The 13,479-nt window shown below is 58.1% G+C and carries 9 protein-coding genes; 7 read left to right on the forward strand and 2 right to left on the reverse strand.

All coding sequences use genetic code 11. The features are described from left to right. Positions 1-113 precede the first annotated feature (113 nt). The 5 genes from GN111_RS21795 (at position 114) to GN111_RS21815 (ending at position 6,481) form a co-directional block, all read left to right on the forward strand. The gene (locus GN111_RS21795; protein ID WP_155305780.1) at positions 114-1,517 is read left to right on the forward strand and encodes a short-chain fatty acid transporter; all 1,404 of its coding nucleotides are present in this window, start codon (positions 114-116) and stop codon (positions 1,515-1,517) included. A 257-nt stretch (positions 1,518-1,774) separates the two neighbouring features. Then, positions 1,775-2,440 (forward strand): ABC transporter ATP-binding protein, encoded by a 666-nt coding sequence (locus GN111_RS21800; RefSeq protein ID WP_155305781.1) that lies wholly within the window; start codon positions 1,775-1,777, stop codon positions 2,438-2,440. A gap of 7 nt (positions 2,441-2,447) precedes the next feature. Then, positions 2,448-4,943 carry an ABC transporter permease gene (locus GN111_RS21805; RefSeq protein WP_155305782.1) on the forward strand — a complete coding sequence of 832 codons (2,496 nt, stop codon included), beginning with the start codon at positions 2,448-2,450 and terminating at the stop codon, positions 4,941-4,943. Then, a complete protein-coding gene (locus GN111_RS21810; RefSeq protein ID WP_155305783.1) occupies positions 4,936-5,646 on the forward strand; it encodes an arylesterase in 711 nt (236 codons plus the stop codon). Before GN111_RS21805 ends, GN111_RS21810 begins: the two co-directional genes overlap by 8 nt. A 193-nt stretch (positions 5,647-5,839) precedes the next feature. Further along, on the forward strand, positions 5,840-6,481 hold the full coding sequence (locus GN111_RS21815) for a hypothetical protein (protein WP_155305784.1): 642 nt from the start codon (positions 5,840-5,842) through the stop codon (positions 6,479-6,481). 61 nt (positions 6,482-6,542) lie between these two features. On the opposite strand, the gene GN111_RS21820 is transcribed toward GN111_RS21815, so the two are convergent. Together GN111_RS21820 and GN111_RS21825 are read right to left on the reverse strand one after the other, a co-directional pair. After that, the gene (locus GN111_RS21820; protein ID WP_155305785.1) at positions 6,543-9,041 is read right to left on the reverse strand and encodes a M1 family metallopeptidase; all 2,499 of its coding nucleotides are present in this window, start codon (positions 9,039-9,041) and stop codon (positions 6,543-6,545) included. A 36-nt stretch (positions 9,042-9,077) separates the two neighbouring features. Then, the gene (locus GN111_RS21825) at positions 9,078-9,365 is read right to left on the reverse strand and encodes a hypothetical protein (RefSeq protein ID WP_155305786.1); all 288 of its coding nucleotides are present in this window, start codon (positions 9,363-9,365) and stop codon (positions 9,078-9,080) included. Between the two features lie 324 nt (positions 9,366-9,689). On the opposite strand from GN111_RS21825, the gene GN111_RS21830 reads away from it, so the two are divergent. Together GN111_RS21830 and GN111_RS21835 are read left to right on the forward strand one after the other, a co-directional pair. Beyond that, positions 9,690-11,141 (forward strand): substrate-binding periplasmic protein, encoded by a 1,452-nt coding sequence (locus GN111_RS21830; protein WP_170302403.1) that lies wholly within the window; start codon positions 9,690-9,692, stop codon positions 11,139-11,141. Positions 11,142-11,190: 49 nt separating this feature from the next. Further along, positions 11,191-13,452, forward strand: a complete 2,262-nt coding sequence (locus GN111_RS21835; RefSeq protein ID WP_170302404.1) for a hybrid sensor histidine kinase/response regulator — start codon at positions 11,191-11,193, stop codon at positions 13,450-13,452. Positions 13,453-13,479: the final 27 nt, after the last annotated feature.

Here is a 13,479-nt window from a genome sequence, read left to right on the forward strand (position 1 = left end):
GTGCCCTTAGGGCATTGGGAACCAGCGACCTTGGCAAACACCGGGCCACTGGCTTGTGCGCGGTGCCAGTGATCACACTGACACCGCAGAAGCTCAACCAAAGGAGGAAAGAAATGCTGGGTAGTATCGGAACTTTTTTTGCGGAACGGTTTCGGCGATGGCTGCCGGATTCCTACATTTTTGCCCTGATTTTGACCCTCATCGCGGCAGTTTGGGCCCTGTTCGCCGTGGATGTCGGTCCGGTGAAAATTGCCGAAGCCTGGTACAAGGGGTTCTGGATCCTGCTGAAGTTCGCCATGCAGATGGTCTTGATCCTGGTCACCGGATACGCCATTGCCATCAGCCCCATCGCCAGCCGATTCATCGACTGGATCGCCAGTCGGATCAAGAGCCCGGTATGGGTCTACGCCAGCGTCATTTTTGTGGGACAGATCTTTTCCATGGTTTCCTGGGGCTGGATCGTGCTCACAGCCGTACTGGCCAGAGAGCTCTCCACGCGGGTCAAAGGCGTGGATTATCGCCTCGTCGCCGCGGCCGTGTATGCCTCTTTTCTGCCCTGGCACGGCGGCTTGTCCGGATCGATTCCTTTGGTGCTCAACACGCCCGAGAACTTTTTGATCAAGGCCGACGTTCTCACGGAAATCATCCCGACCACCCTGACGTTGGGCAGCCCGATGAACATCGTGATCAACCTGGCGCTGCTGTTCACCCTGCCCATGCTGTTCATGATGATGCGCCCTTCGGAAGACAAATTACAAACCTTCGACGATTTGCGCGAAGGAGACGCCCCGACCAAGCCCATGACCGTCGAAGAAGAGGCTGACAGCCTCTGTCTGCCGGACAAATGCATCAGCGACATGCTCAACGCTTCCTGGATCATCAGCGGTCTTGTGGTAATCATGGGGCTTTACATCATCGTTTCCCATTTTTATTCCAAAGGTTTTGACATCAACCTGAATATCATGAATTTTCTGTTCATTATCCTGGGTATGATGGCACACAAGACACCCATCCGCTATGTGGTGGCCATGAAACGGGCCTGCTCCAATGTCTCCGGCATCATCCTGCAGTTTCCTTTTTATGCCGGCATCATGGGCATCATGATCTACACCGGCCTGGGCAAACAGGTAGCCACTTCCCTGGCGGCGGCCACCTCGCCGGGAAGTTTTCCCTTCGTGGCTTTTCTCACTGGCGGTCTGCTCAACATTTTCGTACCCTCCGGCGGGGGTGAATGGGCCGTGGTAGGGCAGCCCATTGTTGAGGCGGCCAAAACCGTGGCGGCCAATACCGGCATGACGGCCGAGGCCACCCAGGCCTTCATCGCCAAAGTATCCATGTCCGTGGGCTACGGCGACAGTTGGACCAACATGATCCAGCCGTTCTGGACCCTGGCTTTCTTTCCCATTGTGGCGGCCGGCAGCAGCCTGCAGGCCCGCGACATCATGGGGTACACCTTTGTGGCCATGCTCTGGTCGCTGATCATCTTCGGATTGGGCGTCACCTTCCTGCCCATGTAACCATCGCCAAGGGGGTGCCTTTTTGCCTCCGCAGACTCTTATAGGGAATGCCTGAACAACCGGTTCGTTATTCAGGCGTTCCTTTTTTTTATTCCCCCAACAGCCCGCCTCGAGACGCTTGTTTCCCAAACCAAAAAGCACCCAGCATTTGCCTGATCGGATTTGAAAAACCGGCACAAGGCCTTATGTTTTATCCCATCGTCGGATCGAATCGATGCAATCAACGAGTCCAATCGTTCGAACGGGAGAATATGTCCATGGCCATCCTTCAGGCCTATAACCTGACCAAGACCTACAGTGTCGATCACCGTGTCATTTCCGTTCTGGAAGACGTGTCCCTTTCCGTGGAAAAGGGGGCGTTTGTCGTTATCAGCGGCAGCAGCGGCAGCGGCAAGACCACACTGCTGACCCTTTTGTCCGGTTTGGACCGCCCCACATCGGGGCAGGTTCTGATTGACGGCCAGAAAATTTCGGCGGCATCCGAAGAGGAGCTGGCGCCGCTTCGCAACCGCACTATCGGATTCGTCTTCCAGTCTTTCCACCTGGTTCCGTCCATGACCGCCGTGGAGAACATCGGGTTTCCGGCCGAACTGGCCGGTGATTCCGATGCGGATGACCGAGCCCGGCAATTGCTCTCCCGGGTGGGTCTATCCGACCGGGCGGACAATTTCCCCAGCCAGCTCTCCGGCGGCGAAAAACAGCGCATTGCCCTGTGCCGGGCCCTGATCAACCGCCCCAAACTGCTGTTTGCCGACGAGCCCACCGGCAACCTGGATTCGGAAAACGGCGGCATCGTGCTCAGCCAGCTCATCGATCTGAAAAACGAACACGGGGCCACGCTGGTGCTGGTGACCCACAATCCGGAAATCGCCAGGGTTGCCGACCGGGTGTTCACCCTTGCCGATGGACGGCTGAAAGGATAGCCGCGCGATGCGCCATCTGCCGACCGTCATCCGCCAGGTTCGCCGTTCGTCCACCCAGGCCGTTCTTTTCGTTCTCTGCGTGGCGCTTTCCCTGAGCGCCCTGACCGCTTTTTCAGGCTTTGGCAGAAGCGTGAAGCTTGCCCTGCAGGACGACGCCCGCATCCTACACGCCGCAGACATTCTGGTTCGATCCTACGATCCCATCTCCACCCCCTTGCTTCAAGCAACTGACCGCCTGGTGGAACAGGCGCGCGTCCGGCGAGCGATGGTGCATGAGTTTTACAGCGTGGTTCGGGATACGGGAAAAACCGCCTCAGTACTCTCGCGGCTGAAGGTCGTCGAACCGGGCTACCCCTTTTATGGGCTGGTGGTTCTGAAATCCGGGCGGTCCTTCGAACAGGTCCTGACTCCCGGCGCCTGCATCGTGGAGCAGACCCTGCTGGACCGCATCGGCCTGCAGGTGGGCGACCGTTTGCAGGTGGGTTATGCGACCCTGAGAATCGTGGACGTGGTTACCGCAGAGCCGGACCGCCCCCTGGAACTTTTCGCCTTCGGCCCGCGTGTGTTCATTCACAATGACGACCTGGAATCTTTGGGACTGATGGCCACGGGCAGTCGTATCCGCCGCACGCTGCTGCTTCAGGTTGCCGATCCCCTCGAGGTGGATGCCATCGCCGAGGAACTGCAACGGGCGGCGGCCGAGGGCGGCGAACGCATCGATACTTACCGGACCGCCGGATCGGCGGTTACCCGTTTTTTCGACATGTTTCTCTTTTTTCTCAAATTGGTGGGTCTGTTTATCCTGATGATTTCCGGTATGGGCATTCAGAGCACCCTGACCGCCCTGCTCAATGAAAAACGGCCCGCCATCGCTATCATGAAAACCGTGGGGGCCACCGGTCGTTTCATCACTACCCATTTCCTTTTTCTGGTGCTGGTACTGGGCGCTATCGGCACTGCTGCGGGCATTGTTGCCGGCGGGGCCATGCAGGCCATCCTGACCTGGCTGCTGGGTTCTTTGCTGCCCGGCGGCCTTGCCAAGGGCATCTCCTGGGCCGGGGTGGCGGAGGCCGTTTTGATGGGGGCTACCGTGGTGATCCTGTTTTCTCTGATTCCCCTTTACCGGGCCCGGCAGATGCGTCCGCTGGTCCTCTTCAAGCGGAAGGCAGCCCCTGACGCCGGACGCTGGCCGACCCTTCTTTCCGCCGTGCTGATCCTGCTGTTTTTTCTGTTTCTGGTACTGTGGCACATGCGGGACGTTCGCTTCGGGATCGCTTTTGTCGGCGCGCTCGCGGGCATGGTGCTGGCGGCGGGCCTGCTGGCCCAACTGGTGCTGGCAATCCTCCGGCGTTTGCCCGTGCGCCATCTGGCCATGCGCCAGGCCATCCGGGGCCTGTTTCGCCGGGGCAACGCCACCCGGGCGGTGATGATCACCCTGACCGTTTCGCTGGCCCTGATTTTCGGCGACCGGTTAATCGAAAAAAATCTGAGGGCCACCTTCGTGCGCTCCTTTCCCGCCGATGCGCCCAACGCCTTTTTCGTGGACATCCAGCCCGGTCAAAACGAGGCTTTTTCAGCCGCCGTCGGCCGGCCGGTCACCTTTTATCCCGTCGTGAGGGCCCGCGTCGCGGCCATCAACGACCAGGCCATCGACCGCCGTCGGGAAGGCCGAAAACGGCGCGACAACCTGTCGCGGGTGTTCAACCTGACCTACCGGGAAAGCCTGCTGGAAGACGAAAGCCTGATCGAGGGGGATACGCTGTTCCGGAGCGACTGGACCGAGCCCCAGGTTTCGGTTATGGACACCGTGGTTGAGATGCGCGATATGAAGATTGGCGACCGCATCCGTTTCACGATCCAGGGGGTTCCGATTACCGCGCGCATTGCCAGCATCCGTACGCGGGACAACCGAAGCATGAATCCGTTCTTCTATTTCGTTTTTCCGGAAGCGGTGCTGGGCAAAGCCCCCCAGACCCTTTTCGCCGCCCTGAAGGTGCCTTCCGGCGAGTTGGGGGCACTGCAAACGACAGTTGTTTCCCGGTTTCCCAACATCAGCGTTATCGATATCTCCCAGGCCATCGGAATCCTGGCGAAAATGATGGAGCGGCTTTCCCGGATTGTGCGCCTTTTCAGCCTGTTCAGCGTCGCTGCCGGCATCCTGATTCTGGTCAGCGCCGTATTCGCCACCCGAGCTGAACGGATGATGGAGTCGGTATACTACAAGGTCCTGGGTGCCGGCCGGCGCTTCGTGGTGACTGTTTTTGCCCTGGAGAACCTGATCATCGGCCTGCTCAGCAGCCTTTTGGCCCTGGCTTTGGCCCAGGCCGGGGCCTGGTGGGTCTGCCGGATGAAATTCGACATCGGCTACCAGCTTTTTCCGGCGGACTCTTTGTTCATGGCGGGAGTTACCGTTTTTGTAGTGGTCGCTGCGGGCCTGGCCGCTTCGCGATCGGTCATGGCCAAAAAGCCGGTGGTCTATCTAAGGGAGCAGCAGAATGAATAACGATCTATGGTATCATCGACGGACGGTCCGGTTGAAATGGCTTGTTCTTGCGATTGCTTTCAGTTTATTATTTCTCGGTTGCAGTCCGGACTCGCCTGAACCGGCAACAGTTGCGCCTGCTCCGCCTGCACCTGCCTACGAGGGCACCATCGTTGCGGTAGGGGACAGCCTGACCGCCGGACTGGGCGTTGACGAAAAGATGGCCTATCCGGCCCAATTGGAGCGCCGCCTTACAGCCGACGGGTACAATTTCCGGGTGGTGAACGCCGGGGTAAGCGGCGAGACCAGCAGCGGCGCGCTTTCGCGCATCGATTGGGTGGTTGCCAGTTTGCAGCCGGATATCGTCATTCTGGAAACCGGCGCCAACGATGGCCTGCGCGGCCTGGACCCCGGCCTGCTGGAGAGCAATCTAAACCGCCTGGTAGAGAGGCTGACAAGACAGAATATTCAGGTGATCCTGGCCGGCATGCAGATGCTGCCTAATCTCGGACCGGACTACATCAGGGCCTTTGCCGACATTTACCCGCGGATTGCAGCCAAACATGGAATTCTTTTGATTCCCTTTTTTCTCGAGGGGGTGGCCGGCCGGCCCGAGTTGAACCAGGACGACCGGATGCATCCCACAGCCGAAGGGTATGTCCGCATCGTGGAGACCGTTTATCCAACCGTGGTTACTGCTATCCAGCGACGCCGCTTGCGCTAAAATCCGGTGATCAGTAAATCGAGTGCTGCAATGATTTCATTTCGTTGGTCTTTCAACGATCCGATCTTTTCATTAAGCGATAGTCAGTCAAGAGGATTCACTTCTGCGAACGGATGTGGTAGGGGTGCCCTCTATTGCGCGACCGAGCCAACCGTTCGGGCCGCCAGATCCAAAGCAGGGAGATCCATTTTTCATGTCATGGCATGTAATCCGATCCTTTGGTGACTCGGGCCACCAAGCCTATATGCGATTTTGGGACCCGGAAAGCAGCTCTTTCCGTTTCCGGACCTTGACGTGTGCCGAGTTGACGCGCGAAATGCGCAAGACAGACCGATGGTATGTCGCCGGTTGGAAAATCCACCTCTCCATATATCCCGCCGATTACGCAAAGGCCCTGCCCGCCCTGAGATTGTTCGAGGATCGGGTGGAGTCCGCCGGTCTGGTCTATAAATACGCGGCATCCAGAGGTTTGTATGAAGGCTTCGAGGGGGAGGTGAAAGGCAAATTTGTCACCATTTACTGCCAAACACCTGACGAGATCCCACCGGTGATCCATCTGATCAATCAACTTTTCACCCAGGAGGGGATTACGCCCGTTGCCCGTTCCAAAATCGACGAACTGGAGGGCCTGCGCCATGAACTTCCTCTGCTCGGTGGATACGGCTTCGTGCGCTATGGCGCGTTCTGCTACACAAACGGACTTCTCGACCTCAGCGATCCGAGTCGGGCGCCCATGCGCGACAATCGCCATTTGCCGTTTCCCCGGTTCAGGGACCCCGCCAGGCTGGCCAAAGAAATCGATCTTTTCAACGATTTGATTCTACCGATTCGATAGTAAACAACGGTAGGGCGACTGTCGCTGCCATGCTCTGCCCGTCCGATGGACTGCCGACCCGTCATTGTTCCCGCAACCGAAAACGGTGGTTGATTTCCAGGCGCTCCAGCGAAAGATCGACGACGTCCTTCAACCGGGGTTGCCGCCGGGCCAACTGTTCGCAGAAGGCCCGGGTGCGAGGCGGTTCTATCAGGCCGGGAACGGGAACGAAGGTGGCTACCACCCGCTCGAAGAGAAGGGGATGCATCTTTTGGAGGCGCGAAAAATTGGCTTCAAACCAGGCCCATAGACGATGCGTAACCGCCGGATTGCCGGCGGCGGCCACCAGCGGCATGAAACGGATGCGGTCGGGCAGCTTGTCCAGGGCATCGTCCAGCGCCGCTGCCAGTTCCGTCCACTGGGAACAGGCGCCCAGGGCGGCTGCCAGGGTGGTGCGTTCATGCTCGACCTTACTGGAGGCCAACCGGCGGACCATGGTGTCCAGGGCGTCTTGGCCGCCGGCAACGGCGCCGGCAGTCATCACGCTTCTGAAAATATCCGGAGGCACCGGGTGGCCGTTCGCAAAAGCATGGAAATAATCGATGAGGAAGGAAAGAGCGTTTTTGTTGCCGATCAGGCTGCCGTGAACCAGGAGCTGATCGCGAAGCATGGCCGTTGCATGCGATTCGTCCTTCGCCGGCTCAAATCCGATGTGATCCAGGGCGGCATCCATCAGATCCATGGCCGTCCGGCCGATCCTGTTGCGGATGTTCCCTTCCAGCACCAGATAGGCTTCAAAGAGGTGGCCGTCCAGGCTGGAAAGGGGCAGGTAGGTCCGCTCGCCGCGATAATGATCAGCCCAGACCAGAAAGGCGTCCATGGTCAATTCACCGGCTTTGACCAGTGCAAACAGGTCGTTTTGAAGTCCCCAGCGGTCCAGGGCCGGTATCTGCCGCTTTTTAACCCGATCTGCCAGGCGGGAGAGATTTTCCGCTTCGGCGTATTGGACGTGGTAAAAGCCGGTGTGGCCGGGATTGAGGATGTACGTTTGGGTGCCGGAAGGCAGGTCGATGTCGGCCCGAGGCTCTTGCAGTAAAACCGTAAGGGTTTCATGGCTTCCGTCCGCTGCGTAGGCGGTGACCGACAGGGGCACCATCCACGTCTGATCCCCATCTTCGGGCAGGCAGGTAAAGCGCCGCTGGTGTAAACTCAGGCGGTTGCCGTTTCGCTGGGCGGTGATCAGGGGAAATCCCGGCTGGGTGACCCAGCTTCGCATCAATTCCGACACCGGCATTTCCGATGCGTCGGTGAGCGATTCCCACAGGTGGTGGCTGGCGGCGCAGCCATAGGCGAAGTCCTTCAGGTAGCGCCGAAGACCGGATTTGAAGCGATCCGGGCCGATCCAGGCTTCCAACTGGCGCAAAATGCTGCCCCCCTTGCTGTAGATGATGGGGGCCGTGCTGGTGGTGATGGCCACCGGTGCATCGCCGGGCATTTCGATGGCAAAGGTTTCATGCAGGGCGTCCCGGGCCAGGGCCGCCTCGGTCTGGTTTCTGACGAAAGCGTGCCAGATCTGCCATTCAGGATAGTAATGGTCCACCATGCCATATCCGAAGTAGGTGGCGAAGCTTTCGTTCAGCCAAAGGTATTTCCAATCTTCTGGTGTGACCAGGTTGCCGAACCATTGATGGGTGATTTCGTGGGCGATGATTTCACAGATGCGGGTGCGGGCTTCGCGCGAGGTTACCCCGGGGACGTTCAAAAGCAGGTTTTCACGGAAGGTGATGGCCCCCCAGTTCTCCATGGCGCCGAAGGCAAAGTCCGGAACGGCGATCAGGTCCAGTTTGGTCAGGGGATAGGGGATGCCGAAATAGTCTTCGCCATAGGCCAGGGCCTTGCATCCGAAGTCCCGGCCGAAGCGGGTCTGATCCCCTGCTCCGGGCAGGCAGACGGCCCGCATCCGGTGGTCGTTTTCGTCGCGATGGATCTCAAAGGGCCCCACCCCGAAAAAGACCAGGTAGGTGGACATTTTGGGCGTCGGGTAAAAGGTAACCCGCCGCCGGCCCGCTTCCAGCGCTGAAATGGTCTGGATGTCGGCGTTGGAAATAGCGGTCAGATTGTCATCGATCACCATTTCTACGGTAAAGACGGCTTTTTGCATGGGGTGGTCGAAGCAGGGGAAGGCGCGCCGGGCGTCGCTTTCCTGGAACTGGGTGACGGCCATATGGTCCGGCGCCCCCGCGACCTGGATGCCGCTGCGGTAAAAACCGGCCATGCTGTCGTTGATTTTGCCGGTGTAGTCGATCACCAGTTCAACGTCACCCTTAAGGGGGCCGGGAAAATGAACCGTCAGGCCCGATTCGGCCGGATCGACGGCAAACCGGCACTCCCCCTCGGGATGCTTTTTGTCTTCCGTTTTCACCCGGCATTGCCGGATGTCCAATTCGAGGCTGTCCAGGCGGATGGCCTCGGTGGGCTTTAGGGCACGGGCGTTGAGGGTCATCTGGCCGGCAAACGTAAAATCTTTCAGATTCGGCGTGATGACGATATGGTAGCGTTGCGGTGTGAAAAGATCGTTCATGGGGTGCTCCGTTGGATGAGACCGGCCGTAAAGGAATCAGAAGAAGCGGGGCAGGATAAAGCGGAAGATCGTATATGCCACCCCGGTGAAAATAAAGATTGCAGCCGAACCGCCATGGATCCAGAGGGCCGGTCCAATCCGGCCGTTTTCTTTCCTGGTTTGGTTCATATAGGTCCGGTAAATCTCCCGCAGGTCCGGTGCCTGCATATTGCGGTCGGCCAACCCGCGTTCGAACAGATACCGGACGATGACTGAAAATGAGGCGGCAGCAACGAGCGCTGCTATCCCCATGAGGATAACGATGGCAGTGTCCGTGGCCGTCACGCGGCGACCTGTTGGCGTGTTTGTGCTGTATCGTCTTTGTTCATTGTTTCAGCCATTGAACACTTACGGGTCAGGCCGTTGCAGCACATTGGGCATTTCAACCCCGTGAACGGGTAAGGATGGTTTCCCGATCCTATCACGGCAATAGAGGCGGTGCAACCGTGCAGCAAAGAGCCGAATGCGGGCATGAAACGTTTTTTGTGCCATCGCGTCCGGCGTTCCTTTCCTAAAATAGGAAAGATATTGACACGGATTGGCAACATAATGAAAAATATTGGATTTGAAACGGATTCGGTGCAAGAAACGATTTTACTGGAGCGGACGATGAAGCGGACGTTCGGTTTCCTTGTTCTTTTTTGGGTTTTTTCCCCTTTGGCGCTTTCGTCGGCCGCCGAAATGAGCCTCATCACCGAAGAAGTCGCCTCTTTCAATTATACCAAAAACGGGAAACTAACGGGCGTCACAACCGGTGTGGTCCGGGAGATTGCCCGGCGGTTGGGAGTCGACTGCAACATCGAGGTTCTGCCTTGGGCCCGCGGATACCAGCGGCTGCGCAGCGAACCCAATGTGGCGCTGTTTACTACGGCGCGGACGCCGGAGCGCGAGGCGCTGTTTCATTGGGTCGGACCGCTTTATGTCAGCAGTATGGCCTTTTACGCCCGCAGCGACGATCCGCGGCGCATCGATTCCATCGACGACGCCAAGCAGGTAAATTCCATTGCGACCTATAAGGACGACTCCGCGGAACAGATTTTAAAGTCGCTGGGATTCACCAACCTCGACAGTTCCAACAGTCCGCTCAGCAACGTCCGCAAACTGGCCTCCGGGCGGGTGGACCTTTGGTTTTTCCACAGCCTGATCGCACCCGCTGTCGCCCGTGAGGCCGGGGTCGAACCACGGGCAATCCGGGCGGTCCACACCTATCGGAAGAATTATTTTTACATCGCGATTTCAAAAACCACCGCGCCGGAGGTGGTGCGGGAATGGCAGGCTGCCCTGGATGCCATGAAAGCGGACGGCACTTTCCGGTGGCTGACGCGAAAATGGCTGCCCGAGGATTCCATCATGGTTTCGGATGGCAAGACTCCCGGGGGCAGGCCCTTTTCCCTGAAGGCGTACACCGAGGATTACCCGCCATCGGCCTATGTGGAAAACGGAAAAATCAAAGGACTTTCCGTTGAAATTGTCCAAGAAATTCTCCGGCGTACCGGCCAGCCGGATACGATAACAATCGTCCCATGGGCCAGGGGGTACCAGCTGGTGCTTTCGGATGCCAACACCGTGCTTTTCTCGACCACGCGACTGCCCCAGCGGGAAGATTTGTTTTTCTGGGTGGGGCCGCTGTATCGGCAGCGATGGGGCTTTTATCGATGGAAAGGATCGGGTGTATCCGTTGCCGACATGGAAGCAGCCCGGAACGTAGCACGCATCGGCACCTATCATCAGGATGCCAAGATGCAATACCTGCTGGCACAAGGCTTCGACAATCTGGTGCCCACCAATATAAACATCACCAATGTGGCGCATCTTGAACGGGGCAATATCGATTTGTGGGTCAGCTCCGATTTCAACCTCGACCATCTGGCCAGGCAGGCCGGCGTGTCTCCCGACCAACTGGAGCTGGCTTACGCGTTTCATACCGTTCGCAACTATATCGCCTTTTCCAAAGCGACATCGCCCCATGTCGTTCGCCTCTGGCAGGCGGTTCTGGAGGAAATGAAATCCGACGGCAGCTATCGACGCATCTGTAAGAAATACAACTATTCGCCGGAATAACGGGCTCAAGGGGTAAAACCGGTTCCCGGCGCAAACAGAAGAGATGCCTGTGAAACGGCCCACATCACCATCGTTGACATTGAAAAATATCAAGATCAGGCGGGGACGGTCCATTTCTACGGAGCTGACCGTCAGCCTGGTGGTGCTGGTATTGCTGGTGGAAGTTGTGCTCCTGCTTCTGATTTACAACCGCCAGACCGACGAATTGTACCGGCGCCTGGAGGAAAAAGCGGATGAATACGCCGTTAGCCTTTCCGAAACCCTGGCTGTGCCGATTTGGGATCTGGATGACGAGCAGATCCGACGGATCGGAGAGGGCTTCGCTCGCAACGAACTGGTGGCATCGGTTGTCATCCGGGGCGCCGAGGGAAACGTTTTTTACCGGTTCAGCCGCCTGACTGAGGATTATCCGATTCGCCGGGAGGTCCCCATTGTTCACACCGGCAGGACCATCGGGCATGCCGAAATTTCCCTCTCGCTGGCGACCTACCGGCAGGAACTGGCCTGGCTTCGTAATACGGCCTTAATGGTGCTGGCCGTGTCCCTGGTGGTCATCGTCGTTGCCACCGGAATTATTTTGCGGGTGCTCATGCGCAAACCGCTGGACATCCTGCGGGAGGGAATGGATCGCATTGCGCGTGGAGACGGAGACTACCGCTTCGACAAGATTCACCACGAGGAATTGGCGGACATCGCCCGACGGTTCGAAAACATGGCCGACACGGTTCGCCAACGCGAGCAATCCCTGAAAAAGGAGGTCGCCGAGCGAAAACGGGCGGAAGAGAAAATCAGACAGAGCGATATCCGCACCCGGGCCATCCTCAATGCCATTCCCGACATTCTGTTTCAGTTCGATCGTAATGGCCGCTTTGTGGATATGAGGGGAAACCCGGAGCGTCTGGGAGTATCTCCGGATCGCTGCATCGGGTGGAAAATCGAACAGGTCATGCCGGAAAAATTAGCTCGCCTTTTCCGAAGGCAGCTTTCCCGATCATTCGAGACCGATAAAGTGGTTGTGTTCGAGTACGATCTGCCTTTCGGGGAGGACGAGAGATATTATGAGGCCCGATTGTTGGCGGTGTCGGACGAATTGGCGCTGGGAATGGTGCGGAATATCACCGAACAGGTGACTGCGGCGGAATCGAAGCAGCGGTTGCTGGAGCAGTTGCAGCGGGCTCAAAAAATGGAAGCCATCGGCATGCTGGCCGGCGGTGTGGCCCACGACCTCAACAATGTACTGTCCGGTGTGGTCAGCTATCCGGAGCTGCTCCTCATGGATTTGCCGGAAGACAGCCCCTTGCGGCAACCCCTCCGTACCATCCAGACGTCCGGCGAGCGCGCCGCCCACATCGTTCAGGATCTGTTGACCCTGGCCCGAAGGGGGGTATCGGTCTCCGAAATCGTCAATCTCAACCAGATTGTCCGGGACTATTTGAGCAGCCCCGAATGCAGAAAATTGCAGACCTACCACCCCGGTATCCAATTGATACCGGAACTTGCCGACGACCTTTTGAATATCTCGGGTTCTCCGATCCACCTGACCAAGACCGTAATGAATTTGGTTTCGAATGCTGCGGAAGCCATGACCGACGGCGGTGTGGTCCACATCAGGACCCGCAACCGCACCATCGACACCCCCATCGACGGATATGACGACATCGAGAAAGGCGATTATGTGGTGCTGACGGTCAAGGACAACGGCATCGGTATTTCGGAAGAAGACATCGATCGGATTTTCGAGCCGTTCTACACCAAAAAGGTGATGGGCCGCTCCGGCACCGGCCTGGGCATGGCGGTGGTTTGGGGCACCGTCAAGGATCACCACGGACATATCGATATTTCCAGCAGTCCGGACCAGGGCACCACGGTTGCCATTCATCTGCCGGCAACCCGGGAACAACGGATGCAAACCGGCGGAGAAGAAACCATCGAGACCATGAAAGGCGATGGAGAGCGCATCCTCGTGGTGGACGACGTGGCGGAGCAGCGGGAACTCGCCACACAAATGCTTACCCGACTGGGTTATTCCGCCACCAGCGTTGCCGATGGGGAAGCGGCCGTCGTCTATCTCCGCGACAGGCAGGTAGATCTGGTGGTGCTGGACATGATCATGGATCCCGGCATCGACGGGCTGGAAACCTATCGGCGGATTCTCCGGATTCATCCCGGCCAGCGGGCCCTGATCACCAGCGGATATTCGGAATCGGACCGGGTCCAGGAAGCACGCAGGATCGGGGCCGGCGCCTACGTGAAAAAGCCCTATCGAATCGAGACCCTGGCCCGGGCGGTGCGGGCCGTTCTGAAAGGATAGGCCCCGAAAGGTAAAATCGTTTTAGCC

This window comes from Desulfosarcina widdelii, from assembly GCF_009688965.1.
GTDB classification, from domain to species: domain Bacteria; phylum Desulfobacterota; class Desulfobacteria; order Desulfobacterales; family Desulfosarcinaceae; genus Desulfosarcina; species Desulfosarcina widdelii.

Coding starts and splice junctions, on each gene's coding strand:
- GN111_RS21795 (WP_155305780.1), top strand. CDS start 114: ATGCTGGGTAGTATCGGAACTTTTTTTGCGGAACGGTTTCGGCGATGG.
- GN111_RS21800 (WP_155305781.1), top strand. CDS start 1,775: ATGGCCATCCTTCAGGCCTATAACCTGACCAAGACCTACAGTGTCGAT.
- GN111_RS21805 (WP_155305782.1), top strand. CDS start 2,448: ATGCGCCATCTGCCGACCGTCATCCGCCAGGTTCGCCGTTCGTCCACC.
- GN111_RS21810 (WP_155305783.1), top strand. CDS start 4,936: ATGAATAACGATCTATGGTATCATCGACGGACGGTCCGGTTGAAATGG.
- GN111_RS21815 (WP_155305784.1), top strand. CDS start 5,840: ATGTCATGGCATGTAATCCGATCCTTTGGTGACTCGGGCCACCAAGCC.
- GN111_RS21820 (WP_155305785.1), bottom strand. CDS start 9,041: ATGAACGATCTTTTCACACCGCAACGCTACCATATCGTCATCACGCCG.
- GN111_RS21830 (WP_170302403.1), top strand. CDS start 9,690: ATGAAGCGGACGTTCGGTTTCCTTGTTCTTTTTTGGGTTTTTTCCCCT.